25 protein-coding genes are annotated in these 18,016 nt (G+C 43.3%); 6 read left to right on the forward strand and 19 right to left on the reverse strand.

What is annotated here, in order from left to right:
- Positions 1-35: 35 nt before the first annotated feature.
- The 10 genes from L2D08_RS07025 to L2D08_RS07070 all read right to left on the reverse strand — a co-directional run bounded on the left by L2D08_RS07025 (position 36) and on the right by L2D08_RS07070 (position 7,976).
- A complete protein-coding gene (locus L2D08_RS07025; protein ID WP_242233039.1) occupies positions 36-821 on the reverse strand; it encodes an ABC transporter permease in 786 nt (261 codons plus the stop codon).
- A gap of 3 nt (positions 822-824) precedes the next feature.
- Positions 825-1,616 carry an ABC transporter permease gene (locus tag L2D08_RS07030; RefSeq protein ID WP_242233040.1) on the reverse strand — a complete coding sequence of 264 codons (792 nt, stop codon included), beginning with the start codon at positions 1,614-1,616 and terminating at the stop codon, positions 825-827.
- Positions 1,609-2,625 carry an ABC transporter ATP-binding protein gene (locus L2D08_RS07035; protein ID WP_242233041.1) on the reverse strand — a complete coding sequence of 339 codons (1,017 nt, stop codon included), beginning with the start codon at positions 2,623-2,625 and terminating at the stop codon, positions 1,609-1,611. Before L2D08_RS07035 ends, L2D08_RS07030 begins: the two co-directional genes overlap by 8 nt.
- A gap of 138 nt (positions 2,626-2,763) precedes the next feature.
- Positions 2,764-4,086 carry a D-serine ammonia-lyase gene (locus tag L2D08_RS07040; RefSeq protein ID WP_242233042.1) on the reverse strand — a complete coding sequence of 441 codons (1,323 nt, stop codon included), beginning with the start codon at positions 4,084-4,086 and terminating at the stop codon, positions 2,764-2,766.
- The gene (locus L2D08_RS07045; protein ID WP_242233043.1) at positions 4,083-5,273 is read right to left on the reverse strand and encodes a DNA polymerase IV; all 1,191 of its coding nucleotides are present in this window, start codon (positions 5,271-5,273) and stop codon (positions 4,083-4,085) included. Before L2D08_RS07045 ends, L2D08_RS07040 begins: the two co-directional genes overlap by 4 nt.
- A 160-nt stretch (positions 5,274-5,433) precedes the next feature.
- Positions 5,434-5,913: a site-2 protease family protein gene (locus tag L2D08_RS07050; RefSeq protein WP_242233044.1), complete on the reverse strand. Its 480-nt coding sequence runs from the start codon at positions 5,911-5,913 to the stop codon at positions 5,434-5,436.
- Between the two features lie 146 nt (positions 5,914-6,059).
- A complete protein-coding gene (locus L2D08_RS07055) occupies positions 6,060-6,353 on the reverse strand; it encodes a Dabb family protein (RefSeq protein ID WP_050182798.1) in 294 nt (97 codons plus the stop codon).
- A gap of 71 nt (positions 6,354-6,424) precedes the next feature.
- A complete protein-coding gene (locus L2D08_RS07060; RefSeq protein ID WP_242233045.1) occupies positions 6,425-6,715 on the reverse strand; it encodes a hypothetical protein in 291 nt (96 codons plus the stop codon).
- Positions 6,716-6,870: 155 nt separating this feature from the next.
- Positions 6,871-7,122 carry a hypothetical protein gene (locus tag L2D08_RS07065; RefSeq protein WP_242233046.1) on the reverse strand — a complete coding sequence of 84 codons (252 nt, stop codon included), beginning with the start codon at positions 7,120-7,122 and terminating at the stop codon, positions 6,871-6,873.
- A gap of 203 nt (positions 7,123-7,325) precedes the next feature.
- Entirely contained in the window at positions 7,326-7,976 is a 651-nt protein-coding gene (locus L2D08_RS07070; protein WP_242233047.1) for a YiiX/YebB-like N1pC/P60 family cysteine hydrolase, read from the reverse strand.
- A 143-nt stretch (positions 7,977-8,119) separates the two neighbouring features.
- Here L2D08_RS07070 and L2D08_RS07075 point away from each other — a divergent pair, with 143 nt between their 5' ends.
- Entirely contained in the window at positions 8,120-8,224 is a 105-nt protein-coding gene (locus L2D08_RS07075) for a YjcZ family sporulation protein (protein ID WP_242233048.1), read from the forward strand.
- Positions 8,225-8,274: 50 nt separating this feature from the next.
- Here the strand turns inward: L2D08_RS07075 and cotJC are convergent, their stop codons facing one another.
- From cotJC to L2D08_RS07090, 3 genes are read right to left on the reverse strand one after another with little or no spacing between them, the layout of a single operon-like run.
- Positions 8,275-8,844: a spore coat protein CotJC gene (gene cotJC, locus L2D08_RS07080; protein WP_242233049.1), complete on the reverse strand. Its 570-nt coding sequence runs from the start codon at positions 8,842-8,844 to the stop codon at positions 8,275-8,277.
- Between the two features lie 22 nt (positions 8,845-8,866).
- Complete coding sequence (locus L2D08_RS07085; protein ID WP_242233050.1) at positions 8,867-9,130, reverse strand: spore coat protein CotJB; 264 nt, start codon at positions 9,128-9,130, stop codon at positions 8,867-8,869.
- Positions 9,123-9,368 carry a spore coat associated protein CotJA gene (locus tag L2D08_RS07090; RefSeq protein WP_242233051.1) on the reverse strand — a complete coding sequence of 82 codons (246 nt, stop codon included), beginning with the start codon at positions 9,366-9,368 and terminating at the stop codon, positions 9,123-9,125. Before L2D08_RS07090 ends, L2D08_RS07085 begins: the two co-directional genes overlap by 8 nt.
- 139 nt (positions 9,369-9,507) lie before the next feature.
- Between L2D08_RS07090 and L2D08_RS07095 the strand changes: the two genes are divergently transcribed.
- Entirely contained in the window at positions 9,508-9,738 is a 231-nt protein-coding gene (locus L2D08_RS07095) for a hypothetical protein (RefSeq protein ID WP_242233052.1), read from the forward strand.
- A gap of 513 nt (positions 9,739-10,251) precedes the next feature.
- On the opposite strand, the gene L2D08_RS07100 is transcribed toward L2D08_RS07095, so the two are convergent.
- From L2D08_RS07100 to modA, 4 genes are all read right to left on the reverse strand, one after another.
- Positions 10,252-10,488 carry a hypothetical protein gene (locus L2D08_RS07100; RefSeq protein WP_242233053.1) on the reverse strand — a complete coding sequence of 79 codons (237 nt, stop codon included), beginning with the start codon at positions 10,486-10,488 and terminating at the stop codon, positions 10,252-10,254.
- Between the two features lie 88 nt (positions 10,489-10,576).
- Complete coding sequence (locus L2D08_RS07105; RefSeq protein WP_242233054.1) at positions 10,577-10,873, reverse strand: IDEAL domain-containing protein; 297 nt, start codon at positions 10,871-10,873, stop codon at positions 10,577-10,579.
- A gap of 405 nt (positions 10,874-11,278) precedes the next feature.
- On the reverse strand, positions 11,279-11,935 hold the full coding sequence (gene modB, locus L2D08_RS07110; protein WP_242233055.1) for a molybdate ABC transporter permease subunit: 657 nt from the start codon (positions 11,933-11,935) through the stop codon (positions 11,279-11,281).
- Between the two features lie 4 nt (positions 11,936-11,939).
- The gene (modA, locus tag L2D08_RS07115) at positions 11,940-12,743 is read right to left on the reverse strand and encodes a molybdate ABC transporter substrate-binding protein (RefSeq protein ID WP_242233056.1); all 804 of its coding nucleotides are present in this window, start codon (positions 12,741-12,743) and stop codon (positions 11,940-11,942) included.
- Between the two features lie 123 nt (positions 12,744-12,866).
- On the opposite strand from modA, the gene L2D08_RS07120 reads away from it, so the two are divergent.
- Complete coding sequence (locus L2D08_RS07120) at positions 12,867-13,784, forward strand: substrate-binding domain-containing protein (protein WP_242233057.1); 918 nt, start codon at positions 12,867-12,869, stop codon at positions 13,782-13,784.
- A gap of 71 nt (positions 13,785-13,855) precedes the next feature.
- On the opposite strand, the gene L2D08_RS07125 is transcribed toward L2D08_RS07120, so the two are convergent.
- Together L2D08_RS07125 and L2D08_RS07130 are read right to left on the reverse strand one after the other, a co-directional pair.
- Positions 13,856-14,692 (reverse strand): STAS domain-containing protein, encoded by an 837-nt coding sequence (locus tag L2D08_RS07125; protein ID WP_242233058.1) that lies wholly within the window; start codon positions 14,690-14,692, stop codon positions 13,856-13,858.
- 546 nt (positions 14,693-15,238) lie between these two features.
- The gene (locus tag L2D08_RS07130) at positions 15,239-15,892 is read right to left on the reverse strand and encodes a glycoside hydrolase family 25 protein (RefSeq protein WP_375337566.1); all 654 of its coding nucleotides are present in this window, start codon (positions 15,890-15,892) and stop codon (positions 15,239-15,241) included.
- A 192-nt stretch (positions 15,893-16,084) separates the two neighbouring features.
- Between L2D08_RS07130 and L2D08_RS07135 the strand changes: the two genes are divergently transcribed.
- The 3 genes from L2D08_RS07135 to L2D08_RS07145 all read left to right on the forward strand — a co-directional run bounded on the left by L2D08_RS07135 (position 16,085) and on the right by L2D08_RS07145 (position 17,851).
- Positions 16,085-16,249, forward strand: a complete 165-nt coding sequence (locus L2D08_RS07135) for a hypothetical protein (RefSeq protein ID WP_242233059.1) — start codon at positions 16,085-16,087, stop codon at positions 16,247-16,249.
- 155 nt (positions 16,250-16,404) lie between these two features.
- Complete coding sequence (locus L2D08_RS07140; RefSeq protein WP_242233060.1) at positions 16,405-17,154, forward strand: TraR/DksA C4-type zinc finger protein; 750 nt, start codon at positions 16,405-16,407, stop codon at positions 17,152-17,154.
- 166 nt (positions 17,155-17,320) lie between these two features.
- The gene (locus tag L2D08_RS07145; protein ID WP_242233176.1) at positions 17,321-17,851 is read left to right on the forward strand and encodes a GNAT family N-acetyltransferase; all 531 of its coding nucleotides are present in this window, start codon (positions 17,321-17,323) and stop codon (positions 17,849-17,851) included.
- Positions 17,852-18,016: the final 165 nt, after the last annotated feature.

Below are 18,016 nucleotides of genomic sequence, written 5' to 3' on the forward strand. Positions count from 1 at the left end.
AAAGAAAACGCCAGCCCGATAACGGCTGGCGTTTTTTAGTTTCCGGCTCCCCGGTATTTTGTCACTCCAACATTCCACATAAAAATAGAAAACAGAAAGAACACAAGGCCGATAACCGGTGTTAAGAATGCATACGTATACCATTCTTCCCGCCCTAAAAAATAAGCGGCCGGGTATACACCTACAAATGCAAACGGCAAAATCCAGGTGAGAACGAACCGGATTATATTGTTGTAAATATTGACCGGATAACGGCCGTAATTCCCGATATTGTACATCATCGGCATAATACTCGTCGGGCTGTCCGACCAAAAACTGATACTGGCAATCAAAACAAAAATAGACGCATACACAAGCGTTCCGCCAAGTACAAGCAGGACCATCACAAAAGGATCGTACCAGGCAAATGACAAGTCAAGCCGGCTTCCCGCATAAATCATAACAGCGGTTCCCGTGATGACGCCAAACAGCGATTCAAGCTCCATCCGCTCAAGCACGATTTGAAAAAGACTGTGAATCGGGCGGGTTAAAATACGATCCATTTCTCCTTTTACGATATATCGATCATTAAAATCCCAAATATTAAAGAAAGCACCGAATATGGCAAAAGGCACAAGGAAAAAGCCGTAAATAAAAATAATTTCATCCCGGCTCCAGCCGCTGATCATCGTTGTATGGCCGAAAACAAGCAAAATAAAAATAAAATTAACTGCCTGGGACATTAAATCTGATCCAATTTCGACAATCATATCTGTCCGGTAGGTAAGCCGCGTTTTCATGTATTGGGCGGCATATTGAAAAAAGAGCCCTATATATTTCATTCTTTATCCCCCCTGTACAACAAGCTGTTTTCTGGCGATCAGCCAAATCATTTGGATAGGGAGAATTAAAATAAGCACCCAGATAATCTGAAAAAGAACGGCATGAATAATTTGGGGCTGCGTAAAGCTTTCTGTAAAAATCATGCTCGGCACATAACTGATCCCTTGAAACGGCAAATAATTCATCACCTGCTGAGCCCAGGCCGGAAAAAAGCTGATGGGCAGCAGCAGGCCGGAAAACAAGTCAATTACCACGCGTTTTGCCCGAATAAGCCCGGTATTGTTATAAAAGAAAAATGTTAAAATACCGGTGAGCAGATTGATTTGCATGTTAATCAAAAAGCTGAAGACGAGCGAAACGGCAAAAAGCAGCCATGTTGCCGGGTTGGCGGAAAAGGCAATCGGAAAAATAAGCGAGACAATGATCATGCCCGGCAATGAAAAAAATGACAGGCGAAAAATTCCTTCTCCAAGTCCCTGCATCGTTTTCATCAGCAGGTAGTTGTAGGGACGTATAAGCTCGACCGCTACTTTTCCTTCTTTAATTTCCTGTGCAATTTCCCGGTCGATATTGTTAAAATAAAACGCCCGCGCCATCCAGGCAATGGCTACATAAGACGTCATCTGCAACGCACTCATGCCTTCAATCGACCCTTTTTCACCGTAAATGGCGTTCCAAAGAAAGTAATACGCGCCAATATTAATGCTGTAAATCAAAATGCCGCTGTAATAATTCGTCCGGTATGCCAGCATCATTAAAAAGCGAATCCGGATCATTTCGATGTATTTACCCATTTGTCACGCCTTCTTCATAAATATTGCGAATAATATCTTCAATCGAAATCTCGTGCACTTTTAAATCAGTAATTTTATGGGCAGCCGCCACGCGGCCGATCACTTCGGAAATCACATGCTCTTCATTGAGTACATTGGCAATCCAGACATTTTGACGGTCTCCCGGTGTCCATGCGCCGTCCAGTTCAGCCAAAAGCGGCTGAAGTTCTTCTTTTGTAACACCCGCATTGGCAAACTGAAATTCAATTTGCTTGCCTTCTCCCCAGTTAGAACGCAGGCTTTCAAGCTGGCCATCGTAAATGATTTTGCCTTCATCAAGCATGACAACCCGCTCACACAGTGCTTCAATATCACTTAAATCATGTGTAGTCAGCAGCACGGTTGTGTTGTATGTGGCATTCATCTCCTTTAAAAATTCGCGAATCTTTAGTTTCACCAATACATCAAGCCCAATTGTCGGCTCGTCCAAAAACAACAGCGGCGGGTTATGCAGAAGTGCTGCCGCCAGCTCACACCGCATTCGCTGGCCAAGTGACAGCTTGCGGACCGGCTTGTCTAAAAGCGGGCCGATATCAAGAGATTCGATTACATGACCCATATGCTTCTTATATACATCGTCCGGCACATTGTATACTTTTTTCAGCAGGCGGAACGATTCCTGCACAGCAATATCCCACCAAAGCTGTGAGCGCTGGCCGAAAACAACACCAATCGAACGAACAAATTGTTCCCGCTCTTTATGCGGGTCCATTCCGTTCACGCGGACAATGCCGGATGTCGGTGTTAAAATGCCAGTCAGCATTTTGATGCTTGTTGATTTTCCAGCCCCATTTTCACCGATATAGCCGACCATTTCCCCCCGTTTTACGGTAAAGGAAATATCGTTTACAGCCGGAACCACTTTATACTGGCGCGTGAATAAATCACGAAAAGCTCCTTTTAATCCGGAGCGGCTCGAATGCGATTTAAACTCTTTGCGCAAATCTTTTACTTCAATCATATTTTCCACGATACACGTCTCCTCTTCTTTTACACCTTCAATAGTTTACCGGAGAGTACAGAGAGACACAAATAATTTTTCTTGAATACTAAAACGCTGCTTCCAAACAAAAAAGCCATTTTCTCCATAGAAAATGGCAGATTGTCTTTATTTTTTGATGTTCAGGCAATCAGCTGGAACCGTGCGTCCTTTTTGAATGTATGCGTCCATATTTTCACCTGGTACCATGCTGCCGCCGGTCGCCCATACAAGATGAATCGGCTGGCCGCCTATCTTTTTTTCTCCAGCCAGGAGCACAGGACCGATCATGCCGGCTAAAGCGGACGGTTCAAGTTTGATCTGTTCTGTTTCGGCAAGCCTGTTCAGCATGGCAAACAATTGGTCATCATGCACCGTGCAGCCGCCGGCTATAAAGGGTTCAACAAGCTTTCCGACAAATCCGGACGGACGGCCGACAGCAAGGCCATCTGCTTCCGTTTGATTCGTTAAGCCAATATCCTGTACTGAAATACGATCATGCAGTCCAGTGGCAAGCCCGAGCAGCATACAGGCGCTTTCTGCCGGCTCAGCGAAAAAACAGTGAACGTGCGGGCCAAAAGCAAGATGGAGGCCGAATGCCACACCGCCCGGTCCTCCCCCAATGCCGCATGGCAAATAAACGTAAAGAGGCTGCTGTTCGTTCACAAGAATTCCTTTTTCATCAAACTGGCGCTTCAGCCGAAGCCCTGCCACTGCGTAGCCTAAAAACAGCCGGTGCGAATGCTCATCATCTATAAAATATGCGCGCGAATCCTGTGCAGCCTCGTCCCTTCCTTCGGCAACCGCTTTTTCATAATCCGCTTTATGTTCCACCACAAGGGCGCCTTTTTGTCGAAGCAGCTCTTTTTTCCATTTCTTTGCGTCTGCCGACATATGCACGGTTACTTGAAACCCCATCCTGGCGCCCATTATGCCAATGCTGAGTCCAAGGTTTCCCGTTGAGCCGACAATGATTCGATACGATGAGAAAAGGGTTTTAAAAGCCGGACCATTAAAAGCACGGTAATCATCTTCTTCTCTGATCAGATCTTCTTTCAGTGCCAACTCTTCGGCATATGTTAATACTTCATAAATCCCGCCGCGCGCCTTGATCGAACCGGAAATCGGAAGCTTGTGATCTTCCTTTAGCCATAAACCGCCATCGATCTGCCGGTCTGCCGCCTCCTCCAGCCATGCTTTCATCTCCGGGATTGGCACGACGGGCGATTCAATAAATCCTTTTTCTTTCTCCAGCTCAGGAAAAAGGACTTCCAGATAAGGGGCAAACCGCTGGAGCCTTTTTTCTGCTTCTTCTACGTCCTGGAGCGAAAACAAGGGCGGAACCCGGTTATGCCGATTTCGGTTTACCCATAGGACATTTTGACGCTGCTGCAGGCTTTCAATCACAGCCACCGCAGGTTCGCTAAATGACATTTGTTTGTCTTTTTTCATTGTACCCACCCCTTTTTAATAATGCCCTCTCCAAATTTTCGTTTTAATGCTTCTACTGTCGTTACAAGAGGTTCAAGCTTGTCCGCTTCTTCCTGAAAAGAAAACAAATCCATTTGCGTTTCCAGCGTCTGCTTATGGACAGCATTTTGTGCGGTAATGCCCAGCAGCCGGACTGGCTCTCCTGTCCAGTGCTTGAAAAAGATCGCTTCCGCTGCTGAGAGGAGCTCTTTTTCTTCCTGAATATCAGCCGGCAGCGTCTGGCTTCTGGTGACGGTTTTAAAGTCACTGTAACGGATCATCACTTGAATGGTGCGCGAAACCGCCCCCTTTGCTTTCATCCTTACGCTGACCGAGCGGGAGAGCAGACGAAGCTTAGCATAAATAACGGCCGGCTCGGTAAGATTCTCGGGGAAAGTCGTGGAGTTTCCAATGCTCTTATACGACGTATTTGCTTCCGGATCCACTGCCCGGTCATCTATTCCGTTGACCCGCTCCCGCATCCGTATCCCTCGTACGCCCATGATAAACTGAAGTTTTTTCACATCTGCTTTTGCCAGATCGCCCATCGTGGCAATTCCATGTTCCATCAGCTTTGCAGCTGTTTTGGCCCCGATCCCGTGTGCTTCCACCACCGGCCTGCTCCAAAGTACACGCTCAACATCCCGTTTTCTTAATACAGTAATGCCAAGCGGCTTTTTCATATCGCTTGCCATTTTAGCTAAAAATTTATTCGGTGCAATACCAATAGAAAGTGGAATGGAAAAATCCTCCATTATTTTCTTTTGAATGCCTGTCGCAATATCAATTGGTGAGCCTAGGTGTTCACAAGCTGTAATATCAAGATACGCTTCATCAATAGAAGCATACTCAACCAAGGGAGAGATTTCGGCTATTTGCGCAAAAATCCGCTTTGAGTACATTTTATATAACGCATGATTCGGTTTGATCACAACCGCTTCCGGTACAAGCTTCAGCGCTTCCCGCAGCGCCATCGTTGTATAAACCCCTTTATGTTTACATGAATAGTTGGCTGCCACCACAATGCCTCTTCGCTCCTGCGGGTTTCCGGCGATGATGACCGGCTTATCTTTTAATGCCGGATTTTCAGCCATCTCTACACTGGCAAAAAACGCATTCGCATCGATATGAAAAATCACACGGCCATTTTTCGGATAAAAGCCCGCCATGTGCTCACCTCCCTCTTGAACCGCTGCCGTTTTTTGATTACACATGGATTACATAACGGTCAATTTTTTCTATTCTTATTTTAGCATTTTTTTCTCTCTGCCGCTTTGCCGCCGGCCTAAAGGAAAGAAGTTTACCCCCATGAAGGACTTCATGAGGGTGTTAATCAAATTCCTTATATACTTTTCCAAATTTAAGCACCTCGTAAATCGCTTTTCCATCACTCGGTCTTTCCCTTCCATAATCGATCGGAAGGATAGAAAAAAACACAAGATAAATCGAAAAATAAACAAACTGATAAAAAAAGAGATGTGGAGGCAAAATGTCATGGTAAATCAAGCCGTTCACAACAAAAATCGATAAAAGATTAAAAATGGGGCCTCCTGCATAAATAAGCGCATGCTTCCAGCGTCGGTCATGTTTCAGGTCATTGTAATGGCATGCAGAATCAATAAAATAAAATCTTCGGATTTCCAGATTTTTTACCCGGCACAGTTTGGCTCCCCTGCCAATCACAAGAGAGGTTTTGCTGCCAAACAAGCGGGCAAAAAACGCATGGCCTGCTGTATGAATGAGCAGCGTCAGCGGAAGCGTAATGAAAAATGCCCATATAAACGCACCCATATCGTCTAAACTAAACATGCAAAAACCCCTTTTAAAGGAACATTCGTAAGGAGTTTACCTCTTTTAACCCTATTAAAACGCCTGATCCTGATATAACCCATTTTTAATAATTGTTATCACATTGATATAAAAAAACTCCTTGATCGCTCAAGGAGTCAAAGCTGTTAAATTTCAATATCAACGACGATACTGTCGAGACGGCCAACTTCACGAATAAAAGCAGCGACAGCTTGATGCTCCGGGTGAGGACCGTATGCTTCAAGAGCTGCTTTGTTCTCAAAACGCGTGGTAAGGACAACCTGGTAGCCTTGATTTTTTTCTGAAAAGTTAATTCCAGCTTGAATATCAATGACACCCTCAAGGTGCTGTTCAAGAGCTTTAAAGCGCTTGACTACTTCCTCAAGCTGTTCGACAGTCGTCGTTTCTGCAAATTTAACAAGTACAATGTGGTCAATCATGTTTTATCCTCTTTTCATCATCCATTTACTGTGAATATATCATTTTTAAGCCTGGCGGTAAATATGTGTTTTTATCCCGGTTTTCTTTTTGATAATTGTCGAAACCACTGCTCATCATCGGTCATGATAGCCAGATCAATCATCGCGTCCCAATCTTCTTTTGCAAGGGTTAAGCCGACAGCCATAATTTTTTTGCTTTCCACTACTTCAAGGACTGGTTTCATAGGTGTAATTCGTTTATCCATATACGTTGATACCTGCACAATATATACTTCATTCCGCAGCCTGGAAAAATCACGTATGAAGCCGATAATCCGTTCCTGCCCATTCGCAATAATAACCCAATCACCCGGTTTAAGCATATGTCCCCCTCCTTGCCGCCACTGCTATTTATATTAGATGCATACACGCACATGAATGCGCTCCTTTTTACGATTTAAATTCTTTGTTTATTTGGCATAAAAAAGAAGCTGCTTTTACCCGGCTTTTGCCGGCCTTTAGCAGCTTCCCCATCTGTTTATTCTGTTCGTCCCGCATTTTTTTCAAGAAATTCATATCCCGATTCTGTAACGGAGTATTCATCTTCAATTGTGCAGCCGACAATGTCTCCTTCATCGGACCGGTTCACTGTAATGCCTGTTGCAAGATTATTGGAATCAAGAAAATGCAGCGCTTCTCCGAATGACTGAAGGCTTGTTTCTCCCTGTTCTGGCTTTTCGCCGTTTTTCATGATATTTAGCAAATCTAATGCGCGTTTTTCAATTTGCATGGCTGGTCACTTCCTTTTTTCTTTGTCGATAACATTCTTTTCCCTTTCCTGCTTTATTATAAGCCTTTTTTTATAATTTATTTGAATTTAGCACATAATGTAATAAATAAGAATATTTTTAAAAGGACCATCCATACTAGGAGTGAGCAGCTTATGAAAAAGGAGCGTTTTGTTATGAAGCAAAAAGATCAGCGCAATTTTATTTATCTGTGTGTGTACGGATTGATTGTTTTGGCGGTTGCGTTCACTCTTTCGCCTGATAAGTCAGGAACCATTTGAAACATCGGGTAAACATTGGGATCTGCCGCAATATGCTCGGGGTAAATAAAACCTTCTTTTGTCCGCGGAAACTCAACGCCTATTTGTTTAAAGCATAAATCCACAAACTCCGAACAAATATATTCTTCATTTTCTTTATGCCGTCCAATGCCCAGTTTAATTCTCGTTAAAATTCGGACCAGCTCTGCCTGGTCATAATTTTGATGAAGCAAATCAAGCGCTTTTCCAATCATATAGTGCAGCTTTCTTCTATCGAATGAAGAATCAATGAGGGTTTTGTGGCGTGCTATGTACAGCGCCCCTTTATACTTTTCATCCGTCTGCCGATTTCCCTTTACGTATTGAGCCAGCGGAATCACACGCACCCCGGTGCTTTCTACACTTTCAAATACGAGAATCCGGCCGTGCCAGCGCACTAAAAAAGCGACATGGCTCATAAGAGAGTTGGATGCTTTTTTAATAAATTCAGAGATCAAAGAAGTTCCACTGCAAAATAATAGATCACCGGTTTGAATTTTCGAAACGGCCTGCGAATAGGGAATTTGAATGATACCATTAAACTTTTGAGAGCTCATTTTCCCCCTCCTTCAAAAATCAGTTTCATTCTTTATACGGTATGCTTCCAATTTGAAGCTGTCCCTAAGAAATACCCTTGTCTGCCGATTTGTCCAGGAATGTTTTTTTCTGCCGCATACACTATTATGTGGAGGTGGAAAAAATGGGTGCTAAACAGGAAGGAAACAGCTGGGGCTATGGATCAGGTTTCGTGCTTGTTGTCGTTTTGTTTATTCTCCTGATTATTATCGGTACAGTGTTTGTTTAATGTATGGACAAACAAAAAAGCCAGAGCCGGCGGCTCTGGCTTTTTCTCGTTTAAAATATTTTTTTCTGGCTGCGGTCTTCCTTCACGATTTCGACAGCCTCCCGGAAACGCTGGGAATGTACAACTTCCCTTTCCCGCAGGAAACGGAGGGAATCGTTTAAGTCCGGATCATCGGATATATCAATAAGCCACTGATAGGTGGCCCGGGCTTTTTCTTCAGCGGCGATATCTTCGTACAAATCCGCAATCGGGTCCCCTTTTGCTTGAATGTACGCAGCGGTAAACGGCACACCTGCCGCGTTGTTGTAAAATAGAGCACTGTCATGGTTGACATAATGCTCAGTAAGCCCCGCTTCACGGAGCTGCTCGGGTGTTGCATCTTTTGTCAGCTTGTAAATCATGGTGGCAATCATTTCAAGATGAGCAAATTCCTCTGTGGCAATATCATTTAAAAGCCCAACTACCTTATCTGGAATCGTATAGCGCTGATTCATATAGCGGAGTGCAGCGGCAAGCTCCCCATCTGCTCCTCCGTACTGTTCCATTAAATATTTGGCAAGCGTTGGGTTGCATGTACTGACTTTTACAGGATATTGGAGCTTTTTTTCATAAATCCACATTCGATAGCCACCTTTTCATTTTTTAGACCTGCCATGGCCAGGGAGAAGTGCTCCACGTCCATTCAGCCGTAGATGTGTTTGGACTGTTCTGCTGAAGCGGACCAAACTGTGCTTCAAAAGCCTGCTTCAGCTGTTTACTGTACTGCGCAAACTGTTTGTACTGCACAAGAGCCTGCGGATCATGAGGATGCGTGTCTAAGTAAAGAATTAATTCATACATGACAAAGTCAGCCGCTTGAATTTCTTCGAGCTGCTGGTAATATTCCTTTGGCAGAGGATTAGCCACGGCTTCGTCCTCCTTTTCGGTACGGATTATCATAGTAATCGTAAAATACTTTCCAAAGAGTCCCTTTTTTCAGTGCCTCTCTGGGAGAAAACTGTGGGAGGCCCGGCGGCTGAAAGCCCACGTACAGATTCGGAGGCGTGCTGTAATACTTACATCCGATCGGCGGACAAGGATCAAACGGCCCATGTCGTGGTACATAAGACTTCAAAGATGAAAAAGATTGCGGCTGGCTGCTCATATTTTGTCCCCCTATCCCTTGTTCTTTTCCTATGTGTATGTACAGGCATCAAGATTATGCGCAAGCAAAGAAACCGAAAAAGAAAAGGTTTTTCCTTTCCCCTCTTTTGGGTAGAGCATGTAAAAAGGAGCGATGCAGCATGCACATTGATTATCAGCGTCTTTATGAAGATTATTTGATTGCAAAAGAAGAAAGAACAAGACAGCTTGAGCTTGATGAATTCCAAAGCGAACAAGAACATATGTCCAATTGGCTGCAAAAAGTGCGCGGCATGACGGCCGAGCAGGCGCAGGCAGTTATCGATCATTCACCCATCCGCAGCCAAATTGAAGAAGAACATAAAAGAAAAAAGAATGAGTCAAACGAGTAATGGTTAAAAAAAGCACCTCTTTTAAAAGAGGCGCTTTTTTATTTTCGAAAGGAATGTGTTTTATTTCTGCTGTATAAACCAGTTTAACAGAATAGTAGTATCACCAACCGGTAAGGCAAAGGTCTGCAAAACTTTTATCCCCGGTTCGATTCCGAGTACCACCTTTTTTGGCCGGTACTCGCCTGATCTACTTTCAGCAGGCGGATATCTTCAAACGTCTGATAAAAACGGGCTTTTACTTAAAGCCCGTCCATATTTAACCCGGTGAACGGCTTCCGCCCTGCTCTTTTTTTTGTTTGTAATAGCTCCGCCTAATACACTCCACTCATCGTTTATACAATTTCCTCCTTTATCGTTTGAACGCCCATATGTTTTATCATAAACAAATTCATGCCGCGCATCCTATGGCCGTTCTGAGCTCTCCGCTTTTGGATTTTTCACAAACAAAAAAGCACAAAAATGCCGCCCGGCGGCGATCTTTCTGCGCTTGGTGTCCTGCCCTTTAAAATGTACTTATAAAGCAGTTTTAAACTGGCTGTATTTCTTTTTTCGAAACGGCTTAGAAGCCGCCAAAATATTGTCACGCTTAAACGTGCGTAATGTTCCACGCTTAAAGCAGTAAGCCCGAATATAGTCAGGATGAATTTTCCTTACAATAATGCTGCGGTCGGTAATAACCCGATCGTCCGTCATGTACATAATTACAATTGGCTTTTTTTCTTCAAGGGACATTTGAAACAATCCATTCATTTTTTAACCTCCCTTTCTTCCTCTATTATACCGAACAAACGTTCAAAAGGCAACTAAAAGTCGAACGTCTGTCCGCAAACAGCGAGGGTTAAAAAATATCTACTGTTAATTCGTCAAACCATTCTTTATCCCTTGTCAGCAATGCCAGATCAATCAGCGCTGTTTTATCTTGATAAAAGTCGAGCAGCTGTGCAGCAGAGTGGAAACGGCTCGATTCATAAATTCCCTGAGTCGGTTTGCGCCACTGGATCGTATTGTTTGTGATCCATCCTACTTTTGTAAATTCAACGCATTCTTTATGCCAGCTGTGATTTTTGATACTGCTCACATAGCCGATGGCTGTTGAACCTCCAATTTCGATCATTTTCCACTCCCCTATATTCATTTTAAACGCCTCCCTTTGTTTTTTGTTTAGAAACCCTTTTCACGCCCTTGAAGGAAATAAACCATCCATATATCATGTTCAACTTCACTGCCTGCCGATTTGTTTGGCCGCCTTTTATGATTTCATTTGATTTGAATGTATGCACTATACTATGTTAATAGACTTCTTTTTTGTTTTATTTATATGATAAAAGAGGAGGACCATGCTAAAAAATTTACTGCACAAAAAAAAGCACTTTTTCAAGCGCTCTCTTTTTAATCGGATTCTTTATTGCTTTCTATTGCATATTATTGAGAAAAGTTGGATAAGCTATAGGTGTTGGGAACTTCATCCCTCCAACTCCTATTTCAGCTGGTTATTCGTTTGCCGAGGAAACCCCTCGGCTTTTTTTGTGAGCTCTTTTCTTTAGGATTTAATCAGCTGAATACAGGCTAACATCAGAAACGAAATACCAATCATACTGCCCACCCACATCCAGGCCATTCCCATATTTCCCGAATCAATCGCCATGTAGATAGCTGTTGAAGCCGTTTGTGTTTTTCCGGGAATATTTCCGGCAAACATAAGCGTTGCGCCAAATTCGCCTAATGCCCGTGCAAAGCTTAATAAAAATCCCGAAACAATGGATTTGATTGCGAGCGGTGCGGTTACAAATAAAAATAGCGCGAATTCACCCGCTCCATCCACACGTGCCGCATGTTCAATGTCCCGATCAACAGATTGGAAGCCGGTTTTACATGATTGATACATAAGGGGAAAAGCCACCACCGTTGACGCTATGACGGCAGCCCACCACGTAAACATAATGCTCTGGCCCAATACTAATTGAATGAACCTGCCGGCGGGGCTGTTTTGGCCAAACAGCACAATTAATAGAAACCCGACGACCGTCGGCGGCAGGACGAGCGGCAGTAAAAAAAGAGTTTCTATAGCCGCTTTTCCTTTAAACGACACGTTTGCCATCACTCTGCCGAAAAAAAGACCGGTGATTAAGACGATGAAGCTGGACACAAAAGCAATCTCAACCGAAAGACGGAGCGGCGGCCAAAATGAATACTCCATCGTGTCAGCGCAATCCTTTGAATCCGTACTTTTCGAAAATGTTCATCGCTTCTTCACTCTGCAGATATTGATAAAAAAGCGCTGCTTCCTTTTGCCGCTTGCTGCTTTCGACAATACCTGCCGGATAAGTGATCGGTGCATGGCTTTTTTCCTCGGCTGCCGCCGCTATCTTCACTTTCGAAGAAATGAGTGCATCGGTTTTGTAGACCATTCCCGCATCGACATTCCCTGTTTCTACGTATGTAAGCACCTGCCGTACGTCTTTTGCATAAATTAATTTTCCGCTCACTTTATCCCAAATATGGAGATGCTGCAGCGTTTCTTTTGCATATTGACCCGCCGGAACCGATTCGGGCGTACCGATGGCGACTTTCTGTGCTGCTGGGAGCTCTTCAAATGATTGGACAGCGGCCTCCCCTTCTTTCGGTACGACGAGAACAAGATCATTGCCTACAAGGTCGGCACTGTTTTCCTGCTTAATGGATCCGTCTTTTACTAAAGCATCAAATTTGTCCTCTGCTGCTGAAAAAAACACATCAACCGGCGCTCCCTGCGAAATTTGCTGTGCCAGTGTCCCTGAAGAACCAAAATTGTATGTAACGTCTACATTGGAATACTTTTTTTCAAATGATTTTTTAATTTCACCGAGTGCATCCTGAAGGCTGGCTGCGGCCGACACCGTAATAGTTACGGTTTCCTCTTCCTGCCCACTGTTTTTCGCCTGTTTGCTTTGCTCTGCTGATGAGCAGGCTGCACAGCCAATGATCAATACAAGCAGCAGGCAAGCAAACATTCTTTTTTTCTTCATGCTTCCCCCTCCTAGTTATAATTGGTTATAACTCATTATAACTAATTATAATTTATCCCTGGCCGGGAAGGAATATTTCCTTTGAAGAAAGGCTCGAGTAAAATAAAAGGCGGAGGGATGAAAATGATGATAGAACAATCATATACGATCGAAGAAGTCGCTAATTTATTAAAAGTATCGAAATTAACCATATATGATCTTGTTAAAAAAGGAGAGCTTCCGGTTTTTCGAGTCGGCCGGCAGATGCGTATGTCTGCAGCAGATTTAGACCGTTATGTAAAAAAACAGACCATTACTGCCCCGACGTCGGTCCCTTCCCTCAGTGATTCAGAGCACAAAGCCAGTATTGTGATCAGCGGACAGGATATTGCGCTTGATATCCTTGCCCAGCATATTGAAAAAGAGTCTTCTTACAAAGCGCTGCGTTCACATGCTGGAAGCTTGAACAGCCTCATTTCGATGTATCAGGGGAAGTGTGATATTGTCAGCCTTCATATGTATGATGGAGATACCGGTGACTATAATCTGCCTTATGTGAAAAGAATTTTGAGCGGGTACTCGTATACTGTCATTCACCTTTTAGCAAGGAAGGCCGGTCTGTACGTTCAAAAAGGAAATCCGCTGCACATCCGCTCATGGACGGATTTAAGGCAGGAGCATGTAACCATTATTAACCGTGAAAAAGGATCTGGAGCCAGAATTCTGCTTGATGAGCAGCTAAGAATTCATAACCTCTCCCCCCGATTTGTAAACGGCTATGAACGGGAAGAAAACAGCCACTTGCGCGTCGCATCGGCGGTTTTAAACGGAACAGCCGATGCAGGCGTCGGCATTGAAAAAGCCGCACAAATGGTAGGTGTTGATTTTATTCCGCTTATTACAGAACGCTATGATCTTGTTCTATTAAAAACGCCCGAAACAGAAGGGCTCGTTCAAACGGTTCAAAAAATTATATCTTCTCCGTTGTTCCAGGCTGAAATAGGATCTCTCGGGAATTACGACTGTTCAAAAACAGGCCGTATTTTATTTGAAACCGATTAAAAAGAAAACCAGTTAAAGAATGGCCCCTATAATGGGCATTTCTTTAACTGGTTTTCTGTGCTGATATTTTATTACATTTCACTGGCGGCCATCGCATGTGACAGCGTGGAAGCAATGGACAGCTTGTCAAAGTTAAGACCCAGCTGCACGGCTGTTTGCGCAAGCTCCGGACGGATGCCTGACAGCGTGGTTTTGACGCCGATTAAGCCTAGCGCTTCTACAAGATGGAACAGCTGCTGGGCCACCATTGTATCAATCATAATCACACCTGACAAATCAATGAACAGACAATCCACCCGTTTTTCCGCGCATTGCTCGAGCGTTTTTTCGAGAATCAGCTTGGCGCGTGCAGTATCAATATCCCCTACCAGCGGCAGAAGTCCCGTTCCGCGATTTAAGGTAATAACAGGAGAACTCAGCTCGTTAATCATTTCCTGCTGGCATTGAAGCCGTTTCACAGAGAATTTATGGTGCTCTTCCATAAACCAGATCACGACGCTGTCAATACCCCGGCTGACCCGCTGATTCCATAGGTCAACAGCCTCCTGTGGAAAAGCGGACCGATGCGCAGAAAAAAACTCTCCTAAAAACCGGAGGTACTGGTCGCGTGTTCTAAAAAATTCCCTCACAATAAATTGCGCTGGTGTATTTAAGTGCTGCTCATCTTTTGCGACTTGAATAATCCATTGTTCCAGATCCTTTAAAAAAACACTTTCTTCTTTTACGAACAACTCGCAGAATTGCAGATGGAATTCGTAATTTTGCTTTTTAAGCAGTTCAATAGCATGGGGATCTGTTGTGGAATAAACTCCGCTTGGATCATTTTTATCCAAAGAAGCGTACCACTCTTCAGTGATCTGCTTTGCTTTATCTAATAAAAACTCCCGTATTTCTTGAGCTGGCTTCATATTTTTTCCTCCTGCGGCTGAATAAATGAACATTCGTTATTTTAAACGATTTTTGTAAAATAAGCTATCCTTGCACGGTCTCTCTGCATAAGCATCTCTCTTCTTTCAAATCATATAAAAGGCCAAAAACTGAATGCAGATGCAGTGTTTTTTATTTTTGGACTGAATATGTTTTATTTTTCTTGAGATGGGTAAAGAAGTAATTCATTACGATAAAACAAGGAGGTTTTCTACAAGATGACACCAATTGAACTTTTCGGATGGTCTTTATCTACTTTGCTGACAGCCGGCTTCGCTGGTTCACTTTTTTTCATGTCGAGAAAACCAAAATTGTTTTCCGAATCCGAGTATGGCTCCTCACTAAAGCATAATCCTGAAAACAGACAAAACCACAGCCGATAACTGTTGAATGTTTTTGATGAGCAAGCCGGAAAATCGACAACCGGGGAGTTTAAGCAAGCTCCTTTTTGCCTTATGACCATGGATTCCACACACTTGAAACCCGAAAAAGCTCCAAAGCCGCCCCTTAGCGGCTGGGGCTTTTTGTCATTTATCTCCTGTTATTTTATTCACAAATGAAACAGCGAGATCGATTATACTATCCGCTTTTGTTTTCGTTACAGCTTCAGACGGGCTGTTAAGAAACCACTCCAATGATTTTGTTCCAGTTAATCGATTTAAATCAACTGATCCCTTAATTCCTTCAATTTTCCCCCTGTCTGTATACTGCCATATGTCACACGGAAAGTCCGGCTGTTTTTGGCTGTACCGCGGAATCCAGACAAAATCAGCCCTTACTTTTTCTGCTTCAAATGCTTTGTACGTATGATGGCCGATATACAAGCCAACTTTTTTGGCCCCTAAACGCCGAAGCTCATCAATAAACGCTTGTGTACCGGCACGCATATCATTCATCGTTTTCACTTCCACATCTGCCGCCCAAAAAGCGGCTCTTTGATCACCCCGTTTCCAAAAGTCGCGCGCTTCGATGACCGCATCATTAACTGAAACAAACCGGCAGAACGCATAATTGCCGAATGGAATACCATACTCGTTACATGCTGCAGCATTAGCTGCATAACAGCGGTCCCTTGTCGTGCTGCCATCCTGCACCCGCAGAATGGCCAGCTCTATATGGCGTTGAGCTGTTTTCCAGTCAATGACGCCTTGGTGATGGGAAATATCTATAATCTGTTTCATCCGTCTGCCTTTCACTTCCATATTAAACAATGTTTTATTCCCTGTTTTTCTGTTTTTAAAACCTCTATTTACTTTTTTATCGAAAATATGGGAAAGCTTACATCTCTTTTGCATATTTATAGTGCTAAGTGTCCAAACTAGCGCATATCTTATTTATAATATCGTGTTTTTTCAACAAAGGAGGTTTTGCAAATGGCTCCCATTGATATGTTCGGATGGCTGTTATGTGTATTGTTAACCATTAGCTTTATTGCTTCAATTATTTTCCTTCCAAAAAACATAGACTCCGAAGAAAAATCGGATGAGGTCTTTTCAAAGAGCATTCCCATCAAAAAAGAAATAAAAAAGGAACATTAAGCGCTTAAGGCGCTTTTTTTATGTGCCAAAATATACAACTGCACGCTGCAGGAGTCAAAACGGCTGCTTTGGGAATCATACTTTAAAAGAGCTTGCCCTTTTCAAAATGAGTATGCTGAAAGACGTTAAAAATGGAATGTAAAGGACTGAACCTTATGCTGAACAAAACCCAATTAGCCGATTTTCAAACAGAGTTAACGAACAGAAAAAAGGAATTGGAATCCCGTTTTGAGGGTACTGATCACTTCCAATTGCAAAGAAGCTTGTCTGACTCGACGAGGGAATTGTCCGTTTACGATAATCATCCGGGTGATGTGGGGACAGAGTTATATGAGCGGGAAAAAGATATAGCGTTGAATGAACATAGCCGGTTTGAATTGGAAGGAATCAATACAGCACTAGAAGCGATTCAAAATGGAACGTATGGTATTTGTAGAACCTGTAAAGAAGAAATTCCTGTAGAGCGTTTAGAAGCCGTGCCAACCACTTTGTTTTGTCTGAAGCATTCACAAGACCAAAATATTTCAAACGACCGGCCCGTTGAAGAAGCCGTTCTTGCGCCGCCATTTGGCCAGTTTGATTTTGATGATAAATCAGAAAATATTGCCTACGATGCAGAAGACGCCTGGCAGGATGTTGCGCAGTACGGTACTTCTGAAACACCGGCAGACTTTATGAATGCGCCAGAGGAATACGGAGACATGTATGTGGAATCACAGGAAAATAAAGGTTATGTAGAGGATTATGAAAACTTTGCGGCTGTTGATATTCATGGAAACAGAGTGGACGTTTATCCAAGCAGAGAGCATAAATTGTATGAGGAAGTGCTTGATGATGAAGACTTAATGTCTTCTTTAGGCGATCTTCCTCCGGCGGAAAAAGACCCGTACACAGAACGAAAATAAATTTCTTGTTTGCCAGCTGTTCATGAGACAGCTGGTTTTTATTTCCACATTTACTTTTACAGGCTATAATAAAAAAAGCTTATGCCGTAAAGGAGCTGGACAATGCACAAAGAAACCCAAGCTTTTATTCAATAACTCATCCTGCATATGGAGGGGAAAAAGATTGCTGATTGATTTCTTTGAAACGAAGCGGCTCATACTCCGCAAAGTAACAGAGGCGGATGCTGCTTCTCTATTTTCAATCTGGTCTGATCCAGCCGTTACAAGGTTTATGAACATTGATACTTTTACTAATGTGGAACAGGCAGAGCAAATGATTCGTTTTTTAAACCAACTGGCAGACGAAAACAGGGCTGTCCGGTATACCTTAACCGAGAAGAAAACAGACCAAGCCATCGGCTCATGCGGGTTTAACAGCTTTGATTTCGAAAATGCAAAAGCTGAAATTGGATATGACCTTGGCCGGCCTCATTGGGGGAACGGATATGCAGGAGAAGCGGTATTGTGTTTGATCGATTACGCATTTCATCATTTACAATTAATGAGGGTGGAAGCAAAAGCAGAGCCTGAAAACCTTTCTTCTATTAGAGTGCTGCAAAAAACAGGTTTTTCATTTGAAGGCATTCTTCGAAAAAGCGAAAAATCAAAAGGAACATTTATTGACCTTGCTCTTTATTCACGTTTAAAAACAGATTGATTACCGCTAATCGCCGCCTCATCCCCGGTGAGGCGGCGATTGATAATCCGTCATAAAACACCCGTGTACTACTTGCTATCCTTTATCCCCTTTACCACTTTTTTATTTGAGACGGCTCCTTAGATTTGCCGAATGTACTTTCCTCGTCGAAATCCATCCATTTCA

The sequence above is a fragment of the Domibacillus sp. PGB-M46 genome, assembly GCF_022668875.1.
Taxonomy (GTDB): Bacteria; Bacillota; Bacilli; order Bacillales; family Domibacillaceae; genus Domibacillus.

Bases quoted from the DNA above. Each gene is read 5' to 3' on its own strand.
- L2D08_RS07025 (WP_242233039.1), bottom strand. From the start codon at position 821: ATGAAATATATAGGGCTCTTTTTTCAATATGCCGCCCAATACATGAAA.
- L2D08_RS07030 (WP_242233040.1), bottom strand. From the start codon at position 1,616: ATGGGTAAATACATCGAAATGATCCGGATTCGCTTTTTAATGATGCTG.
- L2D08_RS07040 (WP_242233042.1), bottom strand. From the start codon at position 4,086: ATGAAAAAAGACAAACAAATGTCATTTAGCGAACCTGCGGTGGCTGTG.
- L2D08_RS07045 (WP_242233043.1), bottom strand. From the start codon at position 5,273: ATGGCGGGCTTTTATCCGAAAAATGGCCGTGTGATTTTTCATATCGAT.
- L2D08_RS07050 (WP_242233044.1), bottom strand. From the start codon at position 5,913: ATGTTTAGTTTAGACGATATGGGTGCGTTTATATGGGCATTTTTCATT.
- L2D08_RS07055 (WP_050182798.1), bottom strand. From the start codon at position 6,353: ATGATTGACCACATTGTACTTGTTAAATTTGCAGAAACGACGACTGTC.
- L2D08_RS07060 (WP_242233045.1), bottom strand. From the start codon at position 6,715: ATGCTTAAACCGGGTGATTGGGTTATTATTGCGAATGGGCAGGAACGG.
- L2D08_RS07065 (WP_242233046.1), bottom strand. From the start codon at position 7,122: ATGCAAATTGAAAAACGCGCATTAGATTTGCTAAATATCATGAAAAAC.
- L2D08_RS07070 (WP_242233047.1), bottom strand. From the start codon at position 7,976: ATGAGCTCTCAAAAGTTTAATGGTATCATTCAAATTCCCTATTCGCAG.
- L2D08_RS07075 (WP_242233048.1), top strand. From the start codon at position 8,120: ATGGGTGCTAAACAGGAAGGAAACAGCTGGGGCTATGGATCAGGTTTC.
- cotJC (WP_242233049.1), bottom strand. From the start codon at position 8,844: ATGTGGATTTATGAAAAAAAGCTCCAATATCCTGTAAAAGTCAGTACA.
- L2D08_RS07090 (WP_242233051.1), bottom strand. From the start codon at position 9,368: ATGAGCAGCCAGCCGCAATCTTTTTCATCTTTGAAGTCTTATGTACCA.
- L2D08_RS07095 (WP_242233052.1), top strand. From the start codon at position 9,508: ATGCACATTGATTATCAGCGTCTTTATGAAGATTATTTGATTGCAAAA.
- L2D08_RS07100 (WP_242233053.1), bottom strand. From the start codon at position 10,488: ATGAATGGATTGTTTCAAATGTCCCTTGAAGAAAAAAAGCCAATTGTA.
- L2D08_RS07105 (WP_242233054.1), bottom strand. From the start codon at position 10,873: ATGAATATAGGGGAGTGGAAAATGATCGAAATTGGAGGTTCAACAGCC.
- modB (WP_242233055.1), bottom strand. From the start codon at position 11,935: ATGGAGTATTCATTTTGGCCGCCGCTCCGTCTTTCGGTTGAGATTGCT.
- modA (WP_242233056.1), bottom strand. From the start codon at position 12,743: ATGAAGAAAAAAAGAATGTTTGCTTGCCTGCTGCTTGTATTGATCATT.
- L2D08_RS07120 (WP_242233057.1), top strand. From the start codon at position 12,867: ATGATGATAGAACAATCATATACGATCGAAGAAGTCGCTAATTTATTA.
- L2D08_RS07125 (WP_242233058.1), bottom strand. From the start codon at position 14,692: ATGAAGCCAGCTCAAGAAATACGGGAGTTTTTATTAGATAAAGCAAAG.
- L2D08_RS07130 (WP_375337566.1), bottom strand. From the start codon at position 15,892: ATGAAACAGATTATAGATATTTCCCATCACCAAGGCGTCATTGACTGG.
- L2D08_RS07135 (WP_242233059.1), top strand. From the start codon at position 16,085: ATGGCTCCCATTGATATGTTCGGATGGCTGTTATGTGTATTGTTAACC.
- L2D08_RS07140 (WP_242233060.1), top strand. From the start codon at position 16,405: ATGCTGAACAAAACCCAATTAGCCGATTTTCAAACAGAGTTAACGAAC.